At 65.8% G+C, this 20,649-nt stretch carries 21 protein-coding genes and 2 tRNA genes; 6 read left to right on the top strand and 17 right to left on the bottom strand.

The features are described 5' to 3' along the window. Window positions 1–33: 33 nt before the first annotated feature. From ABUE31_RS16090 to ABUE31_RS16100, 3 genes are all read right to left on the bottom strand, one after another. Window positions 34–1,191 (bottom strand): amino acid ABC transporter permease, encoded by a 1,158-nt coding sequence (locus ABUE31_RS16090; RefSeq protein ID WP_367724693.1) that lies wholly within the window; start codon window positions 1,189–1,191, stop codon window positions 34–36. Window positions 1,192–1,194: 3 nt separating this feature from the next. Beyond that, window positions 1,195–2,382, bottom strand: a complete 1,188-nt coding sequence (locus ABUE31_RS16095; RefSeq protein WP_367724694.1) for an amino acid ABC transporter permease — start codon at window positions 2,380–2,382, stop codon at window positions 1,195–1,197. A 62-nt stretch (window positions 2,383–2,444) separates the two neighbouring features. Next, window positions 2,445–3,473, bottom strand: coding sequence for an amino acid ABC transporter substrate-binding protein (locus tag ABUE31_RS16100; protein ID WP_367724695.1), 1,029 nt, complete (start codon window positions 3,471–3,473; stop codon window positions 2,445–2,447). 334 nt (window positions 3,474–3,807) lie between these two features. Between ABUE31_RS16100 and ABUE31_RS16105 the strand changes: the two genes are divergently transcribed. Beyond that, window positions 3,808–4,980: a cystathionine beta-lyase gene (locus ABUE31_RS16105; RefSeq protein WP_367724696.1), complete on the top strand. Its 1,173-nt coding sequence runs from the start codon at window positions 3,808–3,810 to the stop codon at window positions 4,978–4,980. A 15-nt stretch (window positions 4,981–4,995) separates the two neighbouring features. Here ABUE31_RS16105 and ABUE31_RS16110 read toward each other — a convergent pair whose 3' ends face one another. The 7 genes from ABUE31_RS16110 to ABUE31_RS16140 form a co-directional block, all read right to left on the bottom strand. Further along, window positions 4,996–5,241 (bottom strand): hypothetical protein, encoded by a 246-nt coding sequence (locus tag ABUE31_RS16110; protein ID WP_367724697.1) that lies wholly within the window; start codon window positions 5,239–5,241, stop codon window positions 4,996–4,998. A 227-nt stretch (window positions 5,242–5,468) separates the two neighbouring features. Then, window positions 5,469–5,657, bottom strand: coding sequence for a hypothetical protein (locus tag ABUE31_RS16115; RefSeq protein WP_367724698.1), 189 nt, complete (start codon window positions 5,655–5,657; stop codon window positions 5,469–5,471). A gap of 45 nt (window positions 5,658–5,702) precedes the next feature. Continuing rightward, the gene (locus ABUE31_RS16120) at window positions 5,703–5,960 is read right to left on the bottom strand and encodes a DUF2188 domain-containing protein (protein ID WP_367724699.1); all 258 of its coding nucleotides are present in this window, start codon (window positions 5,958–5,960) and stop codon (window positions 5,703–5,705) included. Window positions 5,961–6,220: 260 nt separating this feature from the next. Further along, window positions 6,221–7,210 (bottom strand): YncE family protein, encoded by a 990-nt coding sequence (locus ABUE31_RS16125; protein WP_367724700.1) that lies wholly within the window; start codon window positions 7,208–7,210, stop codon window positions 6,221–6,223. A gap of 151 nt (window positions 7,211–7,361) precedes the next feature. Then, window positions 7,362–7,976, bottom strand: a complete 615-nt coding sequence (locus tag ABUE31_RS16130) for a 2-hydroxychromene-2-carboxylate isomerase (protein ID WP_367724701.1) — start codon at window positions 7,974–7,976, stop codon at window positions 7,362–7,364. Window positions 7,977–8,377: 401 nt separating this feature from the next. Beyond that, window positions 8,378–8,845, bottom strand: a complete 468-nt coding sequence (locus ABUE31_RS16135) for a hypothetical protein (RefSeq protein WP_367724702.1) — start codon at window positions 8,843–8,845, stop codon at window positions 8,378–8,380. A 172-nt stretch (window positions 8,846–9,017) separates the two neighbouring features. Continuing rightward, entirely contained in the window at window positions 9,018–9,773 is a 756-nt protein-coding gene (locus ABUE31_RS16140) for a FecR family protein (protein ID WP_367724703.1), read from the bottom strand. A gap of 544 nt (window positions 9,774–10,317) precedes the next feature. Between ABUE31_RS16140 and ABUE31_RS16145 the strand changes: the two genes are divergently transcribed. Next, window positions 10,318–11,553, top strand: a complete 1,236-nt coding sequence (locus ABUE31_RS16145) for a TadE/TadG family type IV pilus assembly protein (protein ID WP_367724704.1) — start codon at window positions 10,318–10,320, stop codon at window positions 11,551–11,553. 52 nt (window positions 11,554–11,605) lie between these two features. Here the strand turns inward: ABUE31_RS16145 and ABUE31_RS16150 are convergent. The 4 genes from ABUE31_RS16150 to ABUE31_RS16165 all read right to left on the bottom strand — a co-directional run bounded on the left by ABUE31_RS16150 (window position 11,606) and on the right by ABUE31_RS16165 (window position 13,987). Further along, window positions 11,606–11,682 (bottom strand) — tRNA-Arg (locus ABUE31_RS16150). 46 nt (window positions 11,683–11,728) lie between these two features. Next, window positions 11,729–12,034 (bottom strand): ETC complex I subunit, encoded by a 306-nt coding sequence (locus ABUE31_RS16155; RefSeq protein ID WP_367724705.1) that lies wholly within the window; start codon window positions 12,032–12,034, stop codon window positions 11,729–11,731. Between the two features lie 71 nt (window positions 12,035–12,105). Continuing rightward, a tRNA-Pro gene (locus tag ABUE31_RS16160) sits at window positions 12,106–12,182 on the bottom strand. A 188-nt stretch (window positions 12,183–12,370) separates the two neighbouring features. Beyond that, the gene (locus ABUE31_RS16165; RefSeq protein WP_367724706.1) at window positions 12,371–13,987 is read right to left on the bottom strand and encodes a metal-dependent hydrolase family protein; all 1,617 of its coding nucleotides are present in this window, start codon (window positions 13,985–13,987) and stop codon (window positions 12,371–12,373) included. A gap of 410 nt (window positions 13,988–14,397) precedes the next feature. Between ABUE31_RS16165 and ABUE31_RS16170 the strand changes: the two genes are divergently transcribed. Beyond that, the gene (locus ABUE31_RS16170) at window positions 14,398–15,195 is read left to right on the top strand and encodes a transporter (protein WP_367724707.1); all 798 of its coding nucleotides are present in this window, start codon (window positions 14,398–14,400) and stop codon (window positions 15,193–15,195) included. Between the two features lie 21 nt (window positions 15,196–15,216). After that, window positions 15,217–16,215 (top strand): SphA family protein, encoded by a 999-nt coding sequence (locus tag ABUE31_RS16175; protein ID WP_367724708.1) that lies wholly within the window; start codon window positions 15,217–15,219, stop codon window positions 16,213–16,215. Between the two features lie 53 nt (window positions 16,216–16,268). On the opposite strand, the gene hdaA is transcribed toward ABUE31_RS16175, so the two are convergent. The 3 genes from hdaA to ABUE31_RS16190 are packed head-to-tail and all read right to left on the bottom strand — an operon-like array spanning window position 16,269 to window position 18,695. After that, window positions 16,269–16,967, bottom strand: coding sequence for a DnaA regulatory inactivator HdaA (hdaA, locus tag ABUE31_RS16180; RefSeq protein ID WP_367724709.1), 699 nt, complete (start codon window positions 16,965–16,967; stop codon window positions 16,269–16,271). Continuing rightward, window positions 16,964–18,166 (bottom strand): AI-2E family transporter, encoded by a 1,203-nt coding sequence (locus ABUE31_RS16185; RefSeq protein ID WP_367724710.1) that lies wholly within the window; start codon window positions 18,164–18,166, stop codon window positions 16,964–16,966. The genes hdaA and ABUE31_RS16185 overlap by 4 nt, the downstream gene beginning before the upstream one ends. After that, complete coding sequence (locus ABUE31_RS16190; protein ID WP_367724711.1) at window positions 18,135–18,695, bottom strand: CDP-alcohol phosphatidyltransferase family protein; 561 nt, start codon at window positions 18,693–18,695, stop codon at window positions 18,135–18,137. The genes ABUE31_RS16185 and ABUE31_RS16190 overlap by 32 nt, the downstream gene beginning before the upstream one ends. A gap of 169 nt (window positions 18,696–18,864) precedes the next feature. On the opposite strand from ABUE31_RS16190, the gene purM reads away from it, so the two are divergent. Both purM and purN read left to right on the top strand, forming a co-directional pair. Beyond that, window positions 18,865–19,923, top strand: coding sequence for a phosphoribosylformylglycinamidine cyclo-ligase (gene purM / locus ABUE31_RS16195; RefSeq protein ID WP_367724712.1), 1,059 nt, complete (start codon window positions 18,865–18,867; stop codon window positions 19,921–19,923). Beyond that, window positions 19,920–20,633, top strand: coding sequence for a phosphoribosylglycinamide formyltransferase (gene purN, locus ABUE31_RS16200; RefSeq protein ID WP_367724713.1), 714 nt, complete (start codon window positions 19,920–19,922; stop codon window positions 20,631–20,633). The genes purM and purN overlap by 4 nt, the downstream gene beginning before the upstream one ends. Window positions 20,634–20,649 lie beyond the last annotated feature (16 nt).

Consider the following 20,649-nt stretch of genomic DNA (forward strand, 5'->3'; position numbering starts at 1 on the left):
CGTTTTCCCTGGACATCAGTCTACCCCTTCGTCCTATCGTCTGTGGCCGGTGTCGAGCCGGCGTTCCATGTAGATCGAATACCGCGACATCCCGAAGCAGAAAAGCCAGAAAACGAGCGCCGCGAAGACCAGCCCGCTCTTGGCCGTCTGCGGCGTCGCCCAGTTGGCGTCCGACAGGTGCTGCTTGACGATGCCGAGCAGGTCGAACATCGAGATGATCAGCACCAGTGTGGTGTCCTTGAACATGCCGATAAAGGTGTTGACGATGCCCGGAATGACCAGCTTCAGGGCCTGCGGCATGATGATGAGGCCCATCTTCTGCCAGTAGCCGAGGCCAAGCGAATCGGCGCCCTCGTACTGCCCCTTGGGAATCGCCTGCAGGCCACCGCGGATGACCTCGGCCATGTAGGCGGAGGCGAACAGCGCGACGCCGATCAGCGCGCGCAGGAACTTGTCGAAGGTCATGCCCGGCGGCACGAACAGCGGAAGCATGAAGCTCGCCATGAACAGCACCGTCACCAGCGGCACGCCGCGCACCGCCTCGATGAAGACGACGCAGAGCAGCTTGATGATCGGCATCCTGGAGCGGCGCCCGAGCGCCAGCACGATGCCGAGCGGCAGCGAGACGACGATGCCGACATAGGAGATCACCAGCGTGACGAGCAGGCCGCCCCACAGCGACGTCTCGACATAAGGCAGGCCGAGGAAGCCGCCGACCAGCAGGTAGAAGGCGACGAACGGGAAGACCGCGAAGAACAGGATCGCGTTCAGCTTCTTGAAGGGCGCGCTCGGGATCAGCAGCGGTGCGAGCAGCGCCACGAAGATGGCGGCCGTCAGCATCACGCGCCAGCGCTCGTCGATCGGATAGCGGCCGAACATGAACTGGCCGAACTTGGCATAGACGAAGGCCCAGCACGCGCCGGACCAGCCGGCCGGCAGTTCGCCGCCCTGGTCGACCGTCAGGCAGGCCGTGCGGTCGACGCCGGTCCACTGCGCATTGAAGATCGCCCAGCTCAGGATCTGCGGCAGCCCCCAGGCGACCACCAGCAGGCACAGGATGGTCAGCGCGGAATCGACCGGCGTGGCGAAGAGGTTCTTGCGAACCCAGGCGCCCAATCCGGTCTCCGTGCGCGGCGCCGGCTGCGCCAGCGCCATCTCCGTGCGGACCCAGGAAACGTCATGTTCCTGCATGGATCACCTCTCCTTCAACGCCATCTTGGCGTTGAACCAGTTCATGAACAGCGAGGTCAGAAGGCTGATGCTGAGGTAGATGACCATGAAGATGACGACGATCTCGATCGCCTGGCCGGTCTGGTTCAGGATCGTGCCGCCGATCGCGTAGAGGTCGGGATAGCCGATCGCCACCGCCAGCGACGAGTTCTTGGTCAGGTTCAGGTACTGGCTGGTCAGCGGCGGTATGATGATGCGCAGCGCCTGCGGGATGATGACGAGGCGAAGCGCCGTGCCCGGTCTGAGGCCGAGCGCGGCCGCCGCTTCCGACTGCCCCTTGCTGACGCCCATGATGCCGGCGCGCACGATCTCGGCGATGAAGGCTGCCGTGTAGAACGACAGCGCGAGATAGAGCGAGAGGAACTCCGGCTTGATGTTCACGCCGCCGGTCAGGTTGAAGGTTCCGGCCTGCGGAAACTCCAGCGTCAGCGGGAAGCCGGCCAGCACGAAACCGAGCAGCGGCAGGCCGACGATGAGGGCAAGCGCGGTCCAGAAGACCGGGAACCGCTGGCCGGTCGCCATCTGCCGCGCCTTGGCGCGGCGCGCGACGAACCAGGTCAGCGCCACGGCGACCGCAAGGCCGGCGAGAACAAGCCAGGAGCCCTGCTCCCAGATGAAGCGAGGGAAATAGAAGCCGCGGCTGTTGAGGTAGGAGCCGAACGGCAGGACGATGCTGTCGCGCGGCGCCGGCAGGATCGACAGGACGCCGAGGTACCAGAAGAAGATGACCAGCAGCGGCGGGATGTTGCGGAACACCTCGACGTAGATCATGGCGATCTTGCGCAGCAGCCAGTTGCGCGACAGCCTGGCCACGCCGATGAGGAAGCCCAGGATTGTGGCGGTCACGATGCCGGAGACGGCCACCACGACCGTATTCCAGAAGCCGACCAGGATCGCGCGTCCGTAGGTCGAGTCCGACGAATACTGGATCAGCGTGTTGGAGATGTCGAAGCCGGCGCGGCCGCGCAGGAAGTCGAAGCCGGTCGAGATGTTCGAACGCCTGAGGTTCTCGATCGTGTTGTCGACGACCCACCAGATGCCGAGCACGAGCAGCAGGATGAGCAGCACCTGGAAGAAGATGCTGCGCGCCGTTGGATCATAGAGGAGCGAGGCCTTTGGCTCTTGCGCTCGAGTAACGTCCTGGACAGCCATAGAGGTTCCCCTTCTCCAAGGCCAAGGGGCCGGAGCGCATCACGCTCCGGCCCCAGCTTGGATCAGCGGATGGGCATGCCGTATTGCAGGCCGCCCTTGGTCCACAGCGCGTTGATGCCGCGCGAGATCTTCAGCGGGCTGCCGGCGCCCACATTGTTCTCGAAGATCTCTCCGTAGTTGCCGGTCGCCTTGACGATGTTGACGACCCAGTCGTTGGTCAGGCCGAGGTCGGTGCCGATCTTGGTTTCGGCCTCGACGCCGAGCACGCGCTTGATCTCGGGGCTGGCCGAGGCCTTCATCTCCTCGACATTGGCCTTGGTGATGCCGAGCTCTTCGGTGTTCAGCAGCGCGTAGTAGGTCCACTTGACGATGTCGAACCACTTGTCGTCGCCCTGGCGCACGGCCGGGCCGAGCGGCTCCTTGGAGATGATCTCCGGCAGCACGACATGGTCGCCGGGCGCGGCCAGCGTCAGGCGGATCGCGTAGAGGCCCGACTGGTCGGTCGTGTAGGCGTCGCAACGGCCCGAATCATAGGCCGCGTTGACCTCCTCGATCTTCTCGAAGACGACCGGGTTGTATTCGAGGTTGTTGGCCTTGAAGTAGTCGGCGAGGTTCAGCTCGGTGGTGGTGCCCGACTGCACGCAGACCGACGCGCCGGACAGCTGCAGCGCCGAGTTGACGCCCGGCAGCTTGGCCGCGTTGATCATGAAGCCCTGGCCGTCGTAATACGTCACGCCGCCGAAGTTCAGGCCGAGCGCGGTGTCGCGGTTGATCGTCCAGGTCGTGTTGCGCGACAGGATGTCGATCTCGCCGGACTGCAGCGCGGTGAAGCGGTCCTTGGCGCTGAGCGGCGTGAACTTGACCTTGGAGCCGTCGCCGAAGACGGCGGCCGCCACGGCGCGGCAGAAGTCCACATCGAGGCCGGTCCACTCGCCCTTGTCGTCGGGCGCCGAGAAGCCGGCGAGGCCGGTGTTGACGCCGCACTGGATGAAGCCCTTGGCCTTGACGTCATCGAGGGTGTCGGCCGACGCGGCCGTCGCCGCAATGCCGAGTGCCGCCGCGCCAAGAATTCCGATGATGTTCTGTTTCATAACCCTCTAACCCTTTTTCTATCGTTGGTACCGAGTTCGGTCGGCGGAGCGCAATGCACGCCGAATCCGGCCCATTTCCGGATCGTCGTTGCCGTGCGATGCAATTCGCCCGCGCCCCACTCAGAGGTTGCATCGAAGGCGATTATTCCATCGAGGTCAAGCGGAATGACCTCGGCTGCCGGCCCGGCTCCGGCGGCGCGGCCGGTGCCGCTGCGTCATGCTGCAGCGGTCACTACGCCCAATCCACGCCAGGGCCGGCGCGGCCCGGGTGGCGGCATCCTGTTGCGCTGGCGTCGGCCGCGCCCTAAGGCAGGATCATTGGAGACAGATCACCATGGCAAAACGCATACCCGAAAACGCCGGCATCAACACGCGACTCACGCATGGCGGCAACGATCCGCACGACTACTACGGTTTCATCAATCCGCCCGTCGTGCACGCCTCGACGGTGCTGTTCCCGAATGCCGCGACCATGGTCTCGCACGCGCAGAAATACACCTACGGAACGCGCGGGACGCCGACGAGCGACGCGCTCGCGGCCGCCATCGACGAACTGGAAGGTTCGGCCGGCACGATCGTCGTGCCTTCCGGCCTGATGGCGGTCGTCGTGCCGCTGCTCGGCTTCCTGTCGGCCGGCGACCATGTGCTGATCGTCGATTCTGTCTATTTCCCGACCCGCCACTTCGCCGACACCATGCTGAAGCGGCTGGGCATTGAGGTCGAATACTACGACCCCGGCGTCGGCGCGGGCATCGCGGCGCTGCTGAAGCCGAACACCCGGGTGGTGCTGACCGAATCGCCGGGTTCCAACACGTTCGAGGTCCAGGACATTCCGGCGATCGTGCAGGCGGCGCATGCCGGCGGCGCCATCGTCATGCTGGACAACACCTGGGCGACGCCGCTCTATTTCCGCGCCCTGGACTTCGGCGTCGATGTCGTCATCCATGCCGCGACCAAGTACCCGGCCGGCCATTCCGACGTGCTCGCGGGCACGGTTTCGGCAAACGCGGGCTGCTGGGAGCGGCTGCGCGATACGTTCTTTGCCATGGGCTCCTGCGCCGGCCCCGACGACGTCTACCAGGTGCTGCGCGGCCTGAGGACGATGGGCGTGCGTCTCGAGCGGCACCAGCAGAGCGCGCTTGCGATCGCCCGCTGGCTGGAAACGCAGCCCGGCGTCGCCCAGGTGCTGCACCCGGGGCTCGAGAGCCATCCCGACCATGCCATCTGGAAGCGCGACTTCTCGGGCGCCAGCGGCCTGTTCTCGGTGGTGCTCGAAGGCGCGCCGAAGGCCGCCCACGCCTTCCTCGACGCGCTCGGCATCATCGGCATCGGCTATTCCTGGGGCGGCTACGAGAGCCTGGCGACGCTGGTGTCGATCAAGGACAGGACCGTCGCCCGGCGGACCTATGCTGGTCCCCTGGTGCGCCTTCAGATCGGTTTGGAGGAGGTCGAGGACCTCAAGGCAGACATCGCCGCCGGGCTCGAGGCTGCGCGGAAGTCCGCGTAGCCGAGGCGGACGGCGTCAGGATGGCGTGTCGGAGGCGTCCTTGCGCGCTTCGACCGCGTCCTCGAGTTTGCTGGCGATCAGTTCCTCGAGATCGCCGACCTCTTCTTCGATATCCTCGAGCGGCACGCCCGCGCGCGCGGCCTGGCGCGCGCATTCCTTGGCGAGCACCTCGGCCTTCTCTTCCAGCTTGGCGGGCTCCTGCGGGGCGTGGACCTTTTCGCTGATCCACTCCTGGAGAAACTCGATTGCCTTCTCGGTCATCTATGCCTCGTGCTCCGAGCCATGCCTTTCAATGCCACCTTCGGGGCGGGCTTGAAAAGGATGCTTTCGTCTAAGCCCGGCCGGCTGCGCCCTGTTTCGACGCGGCGTTGACCGAGGCTGTTGGAAAATCCGCACGTATATAGGTGCCGGAATCGCGGAATAAAGTTCACGTCTGCTTGAAACACTCTCTACCCCGGCAAGGGGAAGAGCCACCTGCGGCGCGGTCATCAGTAGTGCGCTCCGGGCGGCACCCTGTAGCCCGCCTTGGGGCAGATGCCTGCATCGACCGCGCGGAATCCGCAGGGCGCGCCGGTCGCCATCATCGGCTGCTCGGAATTGCCGTAGCCCGGGCCGTAGCCGCAGCCCACCAGTTGCGGCAACACAAACAGGACCGACAGGAAAAGAAAACGTCGCACGGGAAATCCCCTCTTAAGCGCAGGCGCAGTCCGTCTCAGTGGCGCTCAGACGGCCTGCCGGCGGCGCCAGTCGACCGCGAGATCCTTGGGTTCCTGTCCGTAGGTCCATTCGACCTGCACCCTGCCTTCGGCATCCTGAATGAGAACCAGTGCATCGTAGCCGAGCTTTCCGGCCTCATAGGCGGCCTGGACCGCCGCCCCGACCGCTTCGTCCCGCGTGGAATAATACGGATAGTCAACGCCGTTGCACTTGACCTTCCAGTTCGGCCCGTCCGGCATGACGACATATGCCATGCGCTGCATCATTCGCCCTCGATGTCCCAGCGACGCAGATTGCACATGATAAGACCGCCGTCCAGTTGCCGTTACGCCAGCCATCCTAGCAGCCTTTGGACGCGCTGCGCCGCCTGTGGAAAAATATGCACAAAAATTAACGACATAGGGGAAATCGCCGGGGTTCCTCCCTCGCCGCGCAGCCCTCGCCGGTCTGCGGTCTTTGCGCCGTGCGGCTCACAATATCCGGCGTCTCGCCGACTCAAGCGGCCGGCCGGCTCCTGCGCGGATCAGGCGTTGCCGAGCACCGACGACAGCGTGAAGAAGGCAAGTTGCTGTTCCTCGCAGGTGACCGCCACCACCCTGCCCGTCCGGTCGATGTCGAGGCCCTTCGGCCCGCCTTCCTCCGGATTGTGCCGGCCGCGCAGGAAAGTCGCCTCGTCGAGCACCCCCACCGACCGCACCGGGTCGCGCCCCCCTTCCCAGCCGTCGCCGCGGTCGTAGACGTGGAGGTTGGGGCTCGCCGCGTCTGCCACCACGATATGGCGGTCGTCCGCGGTAAAGCGCAGGCCGTGCGGGTAGTTTGCCTGCCGCAGCACGCCGGCCGGTTCGGCGTCCGGGCCGAGCCGAGCCGCCGCATCGTAGAGCTTGATGTCGCGCGTGCCGTGGCTGCTCACCGCGATCCAGCGGCCGTCCCCGCTCAGCGCGATACCGTCCGGAATGTCGAGGCCCTGCCGCAGCAGGACGTCGTTGCGCCAGTTCAGGTAGCCGAACCGCGGCGCCGTCACGTGCCGGGTGACGCGGTGCGCATAATTGTTGCAGACGAACAGCGCGACCTGCCCGGCGGGCAGCCGGCCGATGGCCAGGGAGCCCGGCGTCCGGATGCGGCGAAACGGGCCGCCGCCGACATGCCGCAGCACGTCCGCACGGTGCTTGCGGCCGGCCGGCGCGCCCGGCGGCAGCCGGATGATGGCGACCCCGGCGTCACGATTGGCGACCGCCAGCGTTTGTCCGTCGATGAAGTCGACGCCGTGTAGCTCGCCGATCCCGTCCGAGGTGATTTCCATGAAATCGTCCGTGACGACGACCGGTCCGTCGGAGCCGGCCTCGATGGCGACGCGCAGCAGCAGGCAGACCCGGCGCTCGAACCCGGCGATCGCCAGCAGGCGGTTGTCGGGCGAGAAGCGCACGTCCTCGGTCCGGCCGACCCGCGCCAGCGCCCCGCGGACAGCCGCCGTCGCGGTGAACGCGACCTCCCGCGGCCGCAAGCCTGGCGTCACGCCGACCGCTCCGGACGCAAGCACCGTTGCCCGTCGGTCATGCGGCACAAAGTCCAGGTGTTCCGGCAATCCCCCACCGCCATCCGCTCGCACGCTCCGTTCCTGAGAGACGGCAGCCCGCGTCCCGCCGGAACCGGGCTGCGCTTCGCCATCAGGTTTGCGGCTGAACCTGAAGGGAATGGTCGCCGGCGGCCCATGCAAACGCTTCTTCAAGACGGTCGTCACCCCAGAACGTCTCGTTGTCCACGACAAAAGCCGGGGCGCCGAAAATTCCATGGTCCCGTGCTGCATCCGTCTCTTGCACGAGCCTTTCGTGCGCAGCGGGGCCGTCGGCGAGCGCGATCGTGGCGTCGACGTCCCTGCCGAGCGGTGGGAGCACCGCGTCCAGGTGCTGGCGGCTGCCCAGTTCGACGCCGTCCAGGTACCACGCCCTGAAGCTTGCCAGCGTGTAGTCCTCGCACCATCCGCCCTCGGCCGCGACCATGCCGACGCGGTTTGCCAGGAGATCGGGGTCGGTCGGCCATCGCGGCGGGCCAGTGAACGGAACTCCGTGGCGGGCGGCGCGCCTCTGGATATCGCGCCACATGTAGCGAACCTTGGCGTGCTGGGTTCGAAGCGCGATGTTGTTTTCGCCCATCACCGTGCGGACATTGAACGGTCGCCACCGGACGGTCACGCCGGCCTCGCGAGCGACATTTCCGATCCTCATCACCGATAGATACGAGTAGCCGCTGCCGAAGAAGTAGAAGAAGTCGAGCTGCTTCACTGCGCCATCTCCCGTGTGCACGGTCCGACTTTTTCAGTCCGCATTCCGGCCGGCCGGGACCTCCGCGGAAGCGCCCCAGCGAAGCCTACCTGACATAAGGCAGCACCTTTCGAAATTTTGACAAGCGAAATCCGGGGGCAGTGCCGGGAGGCGCTGGACGTGAACTCGAGCCGAACGCGATAGCCGGCGACGGCGTGGCGGGCTGTGAGATAGGCCCCGTTCCGGAAGTGCGGCGCATCGATGCGTTTGAAATGTGCCGCCGGCGCCGGCGGTCACGCTCCGGCCAATCCGGGCGGAGCGACAGGCGACCTTCGCCTGACAGGGACCTGTCGCGCGCCCGCACCTGGCCGACTAGGCCTGACGACGGTCTGGCGCGACACGCCGATCGATGGCGCCTGCAGCTATTGGACAGGTATCATCAGGTGCTCGTAGGGCGTGCCCGCCCACATCACCCATGGCTGCGTCATGTCGGGCTCGGTGCCGGGGCTCGGGTAGTCCGCGGGCAGCTCCGGCATGCTGAAGATCATGACATGAGGCGGTTCCTGCGCCTGGGCGCCCTCGACCGGTTCGGCAAACGGATCGACGTTGCTCGGCGTCACGCCGCCCGCCAGCATGTATCCGAAACCGACCTTGCCCTTGGGCGGTTCGGACTTGTTCATCCACGCCTCGGCCCACGCCATGGCGTTCCTGTCCAGGCACATCGGGTTGTTGCCGGGGCTCGGATCGTCCGCCATGCAGGTGAAGTTGTTGGTGCCCTGCCGAAGCGTCCGCATGTGACCGCTTGCGTCAACCGCGACGATCGTCGCGTTGCGCGCAACCGCATCCGGCGCCGCGGACATCGCGTTCTCGATCAATTGATCGTCGGTCATGTCGGCTGCCAGGACAACGCCGGGAAAGCAAAGGCCGACGAGAACGGCCAGGCAATATGGTGAGCACAGGTGCATGACATCCTCCCTCATTGGCGTTGAGTGGAGCGAGTGGAGCGCACCGGATTTCTGCTTCGGCGCCCCGACGACGCCCGCATTCCCTTACGGCCAGAACCTAGCGGCCTTCGTCACCCCGACCGTTCGGCGATCCGTCGCCGCCGCCATTGCCCTTGCCGTTGTTTCCCCTGCCTGGGGACGGGGATGGGGACGGGGCCGGTTCAGGGGCAGGCGAAGGCTCCGGTCCAGAAGCTGGCGCACTCGCGCGCGCCGGCGTCCGGCTGGGGTTCAGCGAGGCCGTCGACATGCAGTCGGCGCCGACCTGGAACCGGCTGGACAGGCGCTGCTTGCCCGTCATGAATGGCAAAGCCCGGTCGTCGCGCATTTCGCGCAGGGCGTCGCGGCTGACCCGCTTGGGATTGCTGACGCCGCCTCGCGGCGTCGCTGCGATGTAGTCGCATCTGCGGCGCAGGTCGCGGCATCCGTTGGAGCCGCAGAACCGGACCGAACCCTTCAGCAGAACCACCGCCGTCTGGCCGCCGGATCCGATGAAGATGTCGAACGCGGTGCCGCGAATGCCGATCGTCCCGGCTGGCGTCGCGATCTTGTAGGCCGAGGAGTTCGCGCCGCCGCTAATCCAGCGGAAGCTGCCCTTCGCCGCCTTGACGCTGATGCTCTTGGCCGAGTTGCTGCTGTCGTAGACGAACTTGTCGATGACCACCGAAGAGTTGCCGCCGACGGCAAACCTTGTCCCGTCGCGGAAGACGAACTCGCCGAGACCGCCGGCGGACGTTCGAATCCGCTCGTCGCGATACACCGGCGACTTGACGGCCAGCGTCCGTCCGTCACCCGTGACGGATGTCTTGATCAACATCGCCTCGCCGACCTGCTGAGCAGCAGCGCCGATCGAAGCTGATATAAGAATGACGCCGGCGCCCACGAGCCGGAAAAGCCCACCACGCATTGTTCGCCCCTACGCAACGAGAGTTGGCGTGTCCCAATGCCATTAAGCAATCCTTTACCTAACGTTAGCCGTTGTCAACAGCGAGGCTTGTCACGTTGCCGTGTGCGCCAGAGTGCCTCAGATTCTGTCGACCGGTCCGCCGAGAGGCACGGTCAGGGCGAATGCTTCAAGGCCAGGCCGACCGATCCGCAGGCACCCTGCACGGGGCATTTCTGCCAAGTATCTCAAAAAAAAGTGCAGCGGCCCGGCCGGCAGCTTGGGTGTTCGGGGGGCACGTCGGCCGGGCCCTGCCGGGCGCAAGTCCTTGCCCAGCAAGGATTAGCATCTGCTGATCTGCCTTGTGACGCAAGGGTTTCAGCATGCTAATTTGCATAAATTCCCAACGATCCAGCATACGGGTTGGAAATTCTTGAGTGCCAAAGTCCGCTCGGAAAATGGGCTGGGGAACAATGCTGTGCTTGGCAGTTTCTGGCGCTCGGAATCGGGCAATTTCGGCATACTCGCCGCAATCGCATCCATACCGCTGATGGCGGGAGTCGCGGCCGCCGTCGACTACACCTTCGCCATCAACAAGTCCGGCCAGCTGCAGAACTCGCTCGACGCGTCGGCGCTGGCGATCGCCACGGTCTACGATCTCGGGATGTCCGAGGAGGAACTGACCGAACTCGGCATCGACTACTACAAGAACAATATGGGCGGCATCCTCGGCGACGACGCCGACCCCTTCGCCTTCGAGGACGAACTGACCGGCGACCTCAGCGCGATTGCCAGCTCCGAAGGCGACGAGGACTTCATCATCGCCCGCGGCGCCATCAAGCATGTCGGCATACTGGGCGGGCTCGGCTGGCCGATCAGGAGCCGCAGCGTCGTCAAGATCAAGCGGGGCCCGCTTGCCTGCGTTCTGGCGCTCGATCCGAGCGCCGCGGCCGCCGTGAAATTCCAGGGATCGACCGACATCACGCTCGAAGGCTGCGTCATCGCCGCGAACTCCCGCTCCGACACCGCCATTTCACGCGGCGGTTCGGCCCTGCTCACCGCGGCCTGCACCAATTCCGTCGGCGCCACCACCGGCATCAAGTCCAGCTCAAACGTTCATCTCGACTGCAGCGGACCGCTGGAACACCAGTACCCGTCGTTCGACCCGCTCGCCGGCGTCGTTCCCCCGAGCTACACCGGTTGTCAAAGCGTACCCGGCGGCAAGAAGAAGACACTCTCTCCCGGCACCTACTGCAACCAGAAGTTCTCCGGCGAGATCACCCTCGAACCGGGCACCTACATCCTCCGCGACGGCAGCATCGCCCTCGGCGGCAACGGGTTTCTCAAGGGAGACGGCGTCACCCTCTTCCTGATGGAGGATGCCGAACTCAGCATCAACGGCAACGAACTGATCCAGTTGAAGCCGCCGACGAGCGGTCCCTATGCCGGCATCGTGATCTACCAGGAAAAAAGCAACGACAACACGATCTCGATCAACGGCACGTCCGACTCCTATGTGCAGGGGTTCATCTACGCGCCGGGCGCGCACGTCTTCTACGCCGGCAACTCGCTGACCACGACGGAATCGGCCTGCCTCAGGATCATCGGCAACACCATCGAGATGACCGGCAACTCCGACCTGAAATCGGATTGCGGCGCGGTGCTCGGCGGCCGCAACATGTATGCCGGGCGCTATCTGGCGCTCGTGCGATAGCCGGGGTGAGAACGACGGTCGATCAAGCCTGTCCTCCCGATCCTTGAAATACTGGCGATCCCGGCAGGATTCGAACCTGCGACCATCGGCTTAGAAGGCCGGTGCTCTATCCAGCTGAGCTACGGGACCGCGCGCCGGGGCGAGCCCGGCTTCCGCCCGGGACGACTGAACCGCGTCAGTGCGTCCAGGGAATCCTGCGGTCATAGCGGAAATTGTCCGAGTAGGAAATCTGCCGGCGCTTCGATTCCTTCGGCTCCTGGATGCGGTAGGCGATGCCGTTCTTGTCGGCATAGGCGACCGCTTCCTCGCGCGTCTCGAAGGTAAGCCTGATCTGGCTCTTCATGTCGCGCGAGCTGGTATAGCCCATCAGCGGGTCGATCTTGCGCGGCACCTCGGGATCGAACTCCAGGATCCAGCGGCCGGTCTTGGCCTTGCCCGACTGCATCGCGGTCTTGGCGGGGCTGAATATGCGCGCTGACATGGCTGGCTTTCCTTGCTCGACTTCGAATCCATAGCAAAAATGCGCGCCCGGGTTCAACGCGCGCATCGCCGTGGTCGGAGTGGCAGGATTCGAACCTGCGACCCCCTGATCCCAAATCAGGTGCGCTACCAGGCTGCGCTACACTCCGGACGTTGCGGGCTATAGGGTTCCGGCCTTTCGATAGCAAGCCCTCGGCAGCCGAAAAGGGAAGATATGGCTTGCCGTGGCGCATGGCGGCCACGAAAGTCCGTCGAACTGCGTGCCTTCAATCCGCTTGGCGCTGGTTGCCGACCATGCGGCGGCGTGACGTGCGTGCCCGGCGTGGACCGTCGCAGGTCAGTCGATTGTCTTCTTGTAGATCTTCCCGTCCTTCATGATGAGGTCGAAATTTGCCTCCGGATCGGCAACCAGGTCGAGGTTCTCCAGGGGATTGCCGTCGACCAGGATCAGGTCGGCGTAGGCGCCCTCCTCGATCACGCCGAGCGGTCCGGCCTGGTAGGGGTTGCGCGGGCCCGACAGCGCCAGCAGTTCCCCGGCGGTTGAGGTCGCCTGCCGAAGCGCTTCCACCGGCGTGAACCACCGTCCGAGTTTTGCCAACTGCTTGCCTTGCTTCTTCGCCAGTTCGGGATCGAACAGCGTGTCGGTGCCGAAGACGATCTTCACGCCCAGGCGCTTGGCCAATGGATAGACGTTCTCGGTTCCCTGGGTGACCTGTTCGAACTTGGCCTGGTTTGCAGAGCCCGGCGGGAAGGGGATGGCGTCCTCGTCGTCGAGGATCGGCTGCATGCTCAGAAAGACGCCCTTCTCCACCATCATCTTGAGCGTTTCCTCATGCAGAAGATGCCCGTGTTCGATGGATTTGACGCCGGCCGCGATAGCCTGCTGCGCCGCGACGTCAGTGAAGACATGGACACCGACATAGGTGTTCCATTCACGGGCGGCCTCGACGGCCGCCTCCAGCTCTTCCAGCGAATATTGCGTGACATCGAGCGGGTCGAAATTGGAACTCACCCCACCGCCGGCCATGACCTTGATCTGTGTCGCTCCCATGCGCAGCGCCTCGCGCGTGCGCTTCAGGACTTCCGGCACCCCGTCGGCGATCAGGAAGTGGCCGGAGCGCTGCACATAGTCCAGCGGTGCGGCGATATCGAACGGCGCACCGGTCGCGGGCCGCCAGTCGCTGTGGCCCGAGGTCTGCGAAATCGCCGGACCGCTGGGGAACATCCGCGGACCGTCGTACACGCCGGCATCGGTCAGCTTGTGCAGAGAAAATGAGTTGCCGGCCATATCGCGCACGGATGTAAAACCGCGCAGCAAAGCGTCGTTGTTGGCCTTTGCCGCCTTCAGCGCGTGATAGGCAAGGTCAGTGTCCAATCCCTCCTGCACGCGAAGCGTGGCAAAGTTCGAATGCCAGTGCATGTCGATCAGGCCAGGCATGAGCGTGCGTCCGCCGCCGTCGATCACGGTCGCGTCCTCGGCGTTTATTGGACTGGTCGAAATGGTCTTGATCAGGTTGCCCTCGATCAGGACATTGGCGTTGTTGATGAGTGTTTCGTTCTTGCCGTCAAAAACGTTGACGTTGGTGAAGAGTGTGGCGGCCGTCGACGCGGTTTGCTGCGCCAACGCCGAGCCTGTGCACATCGCTGCCATGGCGCCGAATACGCCGATTGTCAGCAATGCACGACGATCAAGGGTGTATCTTGCCATGTCATGGAGCTCCTTGCGGGTTCTCGGTAGGAACTGCGCGTAGCTTGAGCACTCGGCCGAACAAATATGCCGCTCGTGGCCTGGCAGAGTCCACAGCATGAGTTGTTTGTCATTGAGATGGGTCAAAAACGATCGAATGCCTCGCAAACGCCGGCGAGGGCAAATTGCCGTACGGCAGGCCTCGACCTCCACGCGCCGGTCGATCAGGTCGACATCGGCCTCGGGCCGTGTTGACCATGCGACCAATCCGTTGGATTTTTCAAGGCCAAGCGGAACAAGCGATAGCCATGCAAAAGTCCGACGAAAAGCCGGTGCCGGTGAGCGGCGAAACGCTGGTCAAAGTTGCAGCCAGCAATGGTCCGGCATTGGTTTCAGGGCAGTCGTAGTAGGAAAGCACCGCCGATGTCCTGACGCCGCCTTCGCGCGGCGTTGTCAGTTCTGGGGCTGAAACGAGTTCGCCATCCTGCAAGCACGGATTCTATCGTCTCGGCGAGACGATCAATGCGCTTTCCCTGCAACACCGAAGAAGAAAACGAATATTCGGCCGGATAGAGCCGTGTTCGTAGTGTCATTTCCGTTCAAGTCTATTGCCCGACCTCCGGGAGTCGTGCACACTTTCAGGCGCTGGGGTCGGCGGTGCGTAGGAGGGACAAGAAATGCGGACCATCCGCAGACTGATCGTTGCAGCCGCGGGCCTTTTCGCGGCGACGGGCCTTGCCTCGGCCCAGGACACCGATCTTGCCAAGCAGCTTTCCAATCCGGTCGCGTCGCTGATCAGCCTGCCCTTCCAGTTCAACTACGACAGCGGCTTCGGGCCGGACGACGGGCACCGGGTCACCCTCAACATCCAGCCGGTCATCCCCTTCGAGCTCAGCAGCGACTGGAACCTGATCTCGCGTACCATCATCCCCGTCATCTGGCAGGAGGACGTCGCCGGCCCGTCCGGCTCGCAGTTCGGCCTCGGAGACACCGTGCAGAGCCTGTTCCTGTCGCCCAGCGCGCCGGGGCCGGGCGGAATCATCTGGGGCGCGGGACCGGTCTTCATGCTGCCGACATCGACCGATCCGCTGCTCGGCGGCGACCGTTGGGGGGCCGGGCCGACCGGCGTGGTGCTCAAGCAGAGCGGCCCGTGGACCTACGGCGTGCTCGCCAATCACATCTGGTCGTTCGCCGGCCCCGACGCCGCGCCGGACGTGAACGCGACCTTCGTGCAGCCCTTCCTCACCTACACGACCGACGACGCCTGGACATTCGCCTTCAACACGGAATCGACCTACGACTGGGAAGCCGAGCAATGGTCGGTGCCCATCAACTTCATGGTCAGCAAGCTGGTCAAGTTCGGCGAGCAGCCGGTCAGCTTCCAGGCCGGCGTGCGCTACTGGGCCGAAAGTCCCGACGCCGGTCCCGACGGGCTGGGCTTCCGGGGCGCCGTCACCCTGCTCTTCCCCAAGTAACCCTAGCCCGGGGGACTTCACATGAGACGTGAACGGCAGACTGCCTCCCCGGCGAACCGCTACCGGCTTCCGCTTGCTTGGGCTGTCGGCTCGGCGCTCGCCCTCTCGGTGCTCGCCGCCGCGCCGGCCAACGCAGCGGAGAGCGGCGTCGGCTTCTACCTGCTCGGTTCCAAGGGCCCGATGGCGGGCATCGTCCCGCCGCCCGGCGCCTACATCCAGAACGACCTCTATTTCTATTCGGGCTCGGCCGGCGCCAACCGGGACCTGCCGATCGGCGGCCAGATCGTCGCCAACATCGACGCCCACGCCTACATCAACCTGACGACCGGCGTCTGGTCGACGGAGTGGCAGGTCCTCGGCGGTAATGTCGCGCTGCTCGGCATCCTGCCGATCGGCAGCCAGGACGTGTCGGCGGCCGTGTCGATCCCCAATGTCGGACTCGGCGCCGCGGTGGACGACGACGTCTTCACGATCGGCGATCCCGTGCTCGGCGCGCAGATCGGGTGGCATTCCGGTAATTTCCACTGGAACGTCGGCGCGCTGGTCAACGTGCCGGTCGGCGACTACCAGCAAGGCGAGATTGCCAACGTCGCCTTCAACCGCTGGGGCGCCGACCTCTCGGCGGCGCTCACCTGGCTCGACCCCGATACCGGCATCGACCTGTCCGGCGCGATCGGCTTCACCTTCAACGGCGAGAACCCGGACACCGACTACACGACGGGCACCGAATTCCACGCCGAATGGGCGCTATCGAAGAATTTCACGCAGGCGTTCTCGGCCGGTCTCGTCGGCTACTACTACCAGCAGATCACCGGCGACAGCGGGGAAGGCGCCAATCTCGGCGACTTCAAGGGCCGCGTCGCGGCGCTCGGCGCAACGGCCGCCTACAACTTCCAGGTCGGCGCCACGCCCGTGTCGTTCCGCGCCAAGGTCTACCACGAATTCGCGGCCGAGAACCGGCTCGAGGGCAATGCCGGTTACCTGACGCTGTCCTTCCCGATCGGCGCCGGGGCGAACTGACGGCAGGGCCTGAGAGGACGGCCGCTTGCCGTCCCGTCGACAGTGCGTTGGCGCTAGAGTTCGAGCTCGGACTGGCCGCGGTCCATGGCATTGACGGTATGCGCCGCCAGCGCGCGCGTGATGCGGCTCTTCTGTTCGAGCGCGGCGCGGTCCAGTCTCTCCACCACGTCGATGGCGGTCGACAGCGAGCGCTCGATGCGCCGGACCAGGAACTGCACGACGCTCGGCTCCACCTCCACCTGCCGGTCGGCGAAAAGCTTGGTGATCACGGCGGCGAGCAGATGGTCGTCCGGCTCGAGGATCTCGACGGTCGCGGCGGCCTGCAGCCGGGAGGCAAGATCCGGCAGCCTCACTCCCCAGGCGGACGGAAAGCGGCGCGAGGTCAGCAGGACGTTCGTCTTGGCCGCCCGCGCGGCGTTGATCAGGTGAAAAAGCCCGTGTTCGTCAAGGCCCACATCAGCGTCGTCGATCACCACCGGATGTTCGAGCGGAGCGCCCTCCACCCAGCTTTCGATGCCGGCGGGGTCGAGAAGGACGGCGTCCGCCGATGCGGCCCAGATCGCCGCGAGATGCGACTTGCCCGAGCCGGCCGGCCCGGCGAGCACGACCACGGTCGCCGGCCAGTCCGGCCAGGAATCGACCAGCGCGACGGCTTGCCGATTGGCCTCGGAAACGACGAGTTCGTCGCGGGAAAGCCCCGGCTGGTGGCCGAGGTCGAGCGGAATCTGCCTGGGTCCGTCGGAGGGCGTCACGGCTTTGCGGTGCCCGACTTCTTCGAAGCGCGCGCCGGCTTCGGCCTGACCACCACGACGTCGACCTCGGCATCCTCGGCCGGCTCGGCATGGCCGGTGTAGAGCGGCGATTCGAGGTAGCGCGAAATCGCGAAGCGCACCAGGACGGCCACCGCCGACGCGGCCGGCACGGCGATCAAGAGGCCGACGAAACCGAACAGCGCGCCGAAAGCGAACAGGGCGAACATCAGCCAGACCGGGTGGAGCCCGACACTCTTGCCGACCAGCCGCGGCTGCAGGATGTTGCCCTCGATGAACTGGCCGGCGAAGAAGACGCAGGCGACGGTCACCACCATGATCCAGTCCGGCCAGAACTGCACGAAGGCGACGCCGACCGCCAGCACCAGCCCGACCATCGAGCCGACATAGGGTATGAAGCTGATAAGGCCGGCGAACAGGCCGATCAGGATGCCGAAGTTCAGCCCGGTCAGCGTCAGGCCGACGGCGTACATCAGCCCGAGCACCAGGCAGAGCGTGCCCTGCCCGCGCACGAAGCCGGCCGTCGCCGAATTGATGTCGGTGGCGATCTGCCGGACCGTCTCGACATGGTCGCGCGGAACCCAGCTGTCCACGGTGGCGACCATGCGGTCCCAGTCGAGCAGCATGTAGAAGGCGACGACCGGCGTCACCACGAACAGGCCGGCGATGCTGAACAGCGCGACGCCCGAACTCCAGATCGACTGGAACACGGTCGTGATGAAGCCGACGCCCGAGGTCAGCAGCGAGTTCAGGCCGTCGCGCAGGCTGTTGGCGTCGAGCCCGAAGCGCTGTTCCAGCCATTGCGGATTGAAGCTCGTGATGAGCGCCTGCAGCTGCGCGAGATATTCGGGCAGCTTGGCGAGCAGGCCGGCCAGCTGCGAGGCCAGGACGGGGATCAGCACGATCATCGCCAGCGCGACGACGATGATGAAAGCGAACAGGATGAGCAGGGTCGCCGCCGTGCGCGACAGCCCGATTCGCTCAAGCCTGTCGGCCACGGGGTCGAGGAAATAGGCGAGCGCCATGCCGGCCACGAAGGGCAGCAGGATGTCGCTGAACATGTAGATGAACAGGCCGAGCAGCGCCGCGGCGATCAGCCAGAAGCGGATCTGTCGGCGAAAATTCGCCGCGGCGATCACCTCGGCTATCTCACTGTCCGGCGTATGGTCCGCCTTCGCCATTTTTGCTCATGTGCCTCGACCAGGCTACGAGATAGGCTCCCGCCGAAGCCACGGTCAAGAGGCCGGACAGGATAATGAGCGCCGGCCGCGCCGCGCCGAAATCGAACGAAAACGCGCGTTCGGCGAGGACCACCGCCACCAGCACGATCTGCATGACCGTGTTGGCCTTGGAGACCATCAGCGGCCGCACCTCGATCGGGCTTCCCATCAGCGACGACAGGAGCACCGCGCAGACGATCAGGCCGTCGCGGCTGACCGCCACGATGACGAGCCAGAGCGGCAGCTCACCAAGCACGCCGAGCACCACGAAGACGCTGACCAGAAGCAGCTTGTCGGCCATCGGATCGAGGTAGCCACCGAGCGTCGAACGCTGGTTGAAGTGGCGCGCGACGAAGCCATCCACGCCATCGGAGATGCCGGCGATCAGGAATCCGGCGAAGGCCAGCCGCCAGTCGCCGGCGAGCAGCCAGTACACCACCGCCGGCACCAGCAGGAACCGCAGGATCGTGATCATGTTGGCGACGGTCACGCTCCCCGTCCTCCTCTGCAAATGTCGCGGACGACTGATAGATGGTCCGCGGGCGGGGGCATGGCAAGGCGTCGGCCTGCCTCCGGACCGCAGCGGCGGGACGCTGCTCCTTGCGGGCGGGTCGCGTTCATGCGAAGAGCCCACAAAGACGGTCCGACGGGATGGTGCGATGACAAAGAACGGGCTGACCTATGCAGAGGCCGGGGTCGACATCGACGCCGGCAATCTCATGGTCGACAGGATCAAGCCCGCCGTCCGCTCGACACGGCGTCCGGGCGCGGACGGCGAGATCGGCGGCTTCGGCGGCCTGTTCGACCTGAAGGCGGCGGGCTTCTCCGATCCTGTCCTGGTGGCCGCCAATGACGGCGTCGGCACCAAGCTCAGGATCGCCATCGAAGCCGGCAAGCACGACACGATCGGCATCGACCTCGTGGCCATGTGCGTCAACGACATCGTCGTCCAGGGCGCCGAGCCGCTCTTCTTCCTTGACTACTTCGCGACCGGCAAGCTCGACCCCGACCAGGGCGCGGCGATCGTCAGCGGCATCGCCGAGGGCTGCCGCCAGGCCGGCTGCGCGCTGATCGGCGGCGAGACGGCCGAGATGCCGGGCATGTACCACGGCAACGACTACGACCTCGCCGGCTTCGCGGTCGGCGCCGCCGAGCGGGGCCAGCTGCTGCCGACCGACGACGTGGTGGAGGGCGACGTGCTGCTCGGCCTCGCCTCGTCAGGCGTGCACTCGAACGGATACTCGCTGGTGCGCCGCATCGCCGCGATGTCCGGCCTGAAATGGACCGACCGCGCGCCCTTCGCCGAGGGGCAGACACTGGCCGAGGCGCTGCTCGAGCCGACGCGCATCTATGTGAAGCCCGTCCTGCAGGCGATCCGGGGCACGCACGGCATCAAGGCGCTCGCCCATATCACCGGCGGCGGCTTCCCCGAAAACATCCCGCGCGTGCTGCCGAAGGATTTTTCCGCCGAGCTCGACCTCGACGCGATCGACGTGCCGCCGGTGTTCGAATGGCTGGCGAGGACCGGCGGCGTCGCCCCCGCCGAGATGATGCGCACCTTCAACTGCGGCGTCGGCATGATCATGGTCGTCGCCTCCGGCCAGGCGGCCCAGGTCGCCGCCGTGCTGCAGGAAGCCGGCGAGACGGTGACGCCGATCGGCAGGATCGTTCCGCGGCGCGACGCCGGCGTCCTGTATAGGGGCTCGATCGCGCTATGACCGAAGGCCGCAAGCGCGTCGCGATCCTCATCTCCGGCCGCGGAACCAACATGGCCCGGCTGATCGAGGCGGCCGAGGACCCCAACTACCCGGCCGAGATCGCCGGCGTCATCTCGGACGTGGCCGACGCGCCCGGGCTGGTCTACGCGGCCGACAAGGGCATCGGCGCGGCGGCGATCCCGCGCGACGCGTTCGCGAGCAGGCAGGCGCATGACGACGCGATCGACGCGGCCCTGCAGGTGCTGGGCGCCGACATCGTCTGCCTCGCCGGCTACATGCGCATCCTGACCGCCAGCTTCGTCGAGTCCTGGCAGGGCAGAATGATCAACATCCACCCGGCCCTGCTGCCCTCGTTCAAGGGGCTCGACACGCACCGGCGGGCGCTGGAAGCCGGCGTGCGCATCCACGGCTGCACGGTGCACTTCGTCACCGCCGAGATGGACGGTGGGCCGATCATCGCGCAGTCGGCGGTGCCGGTTCTGCCCAACGACAGCGAGGCCGAACTCGCCGCCCGCGTGCTGAAGGCGGAGCATGAGCTCTATCCGCTCGCGCTCGGGCTGGTCGCCGAGGGCAAGGCGACGATGGAGAACGGACGCACCGTGCTGTCCGGCCTCGGCGCAAGCCCGCGCGACGGCAACGCCCGGCTGTTCTCGCCCGCCCCATGGAGCGAAGAGCTCGACTTCGAGGCGCTGGCGCGCTTCACGCCCTGAACCGCCCGCAGGCGTG

This window comes from Mesorhizobium marinum (assembly GCF_040813675.1).
GTDB lineage: Bacteria > Pseudomonadota > Alphaproteobacteria > Rhizobiales > Rhizobiaceae > Mesorhizobium_K > Mesorhizobium_K marinum.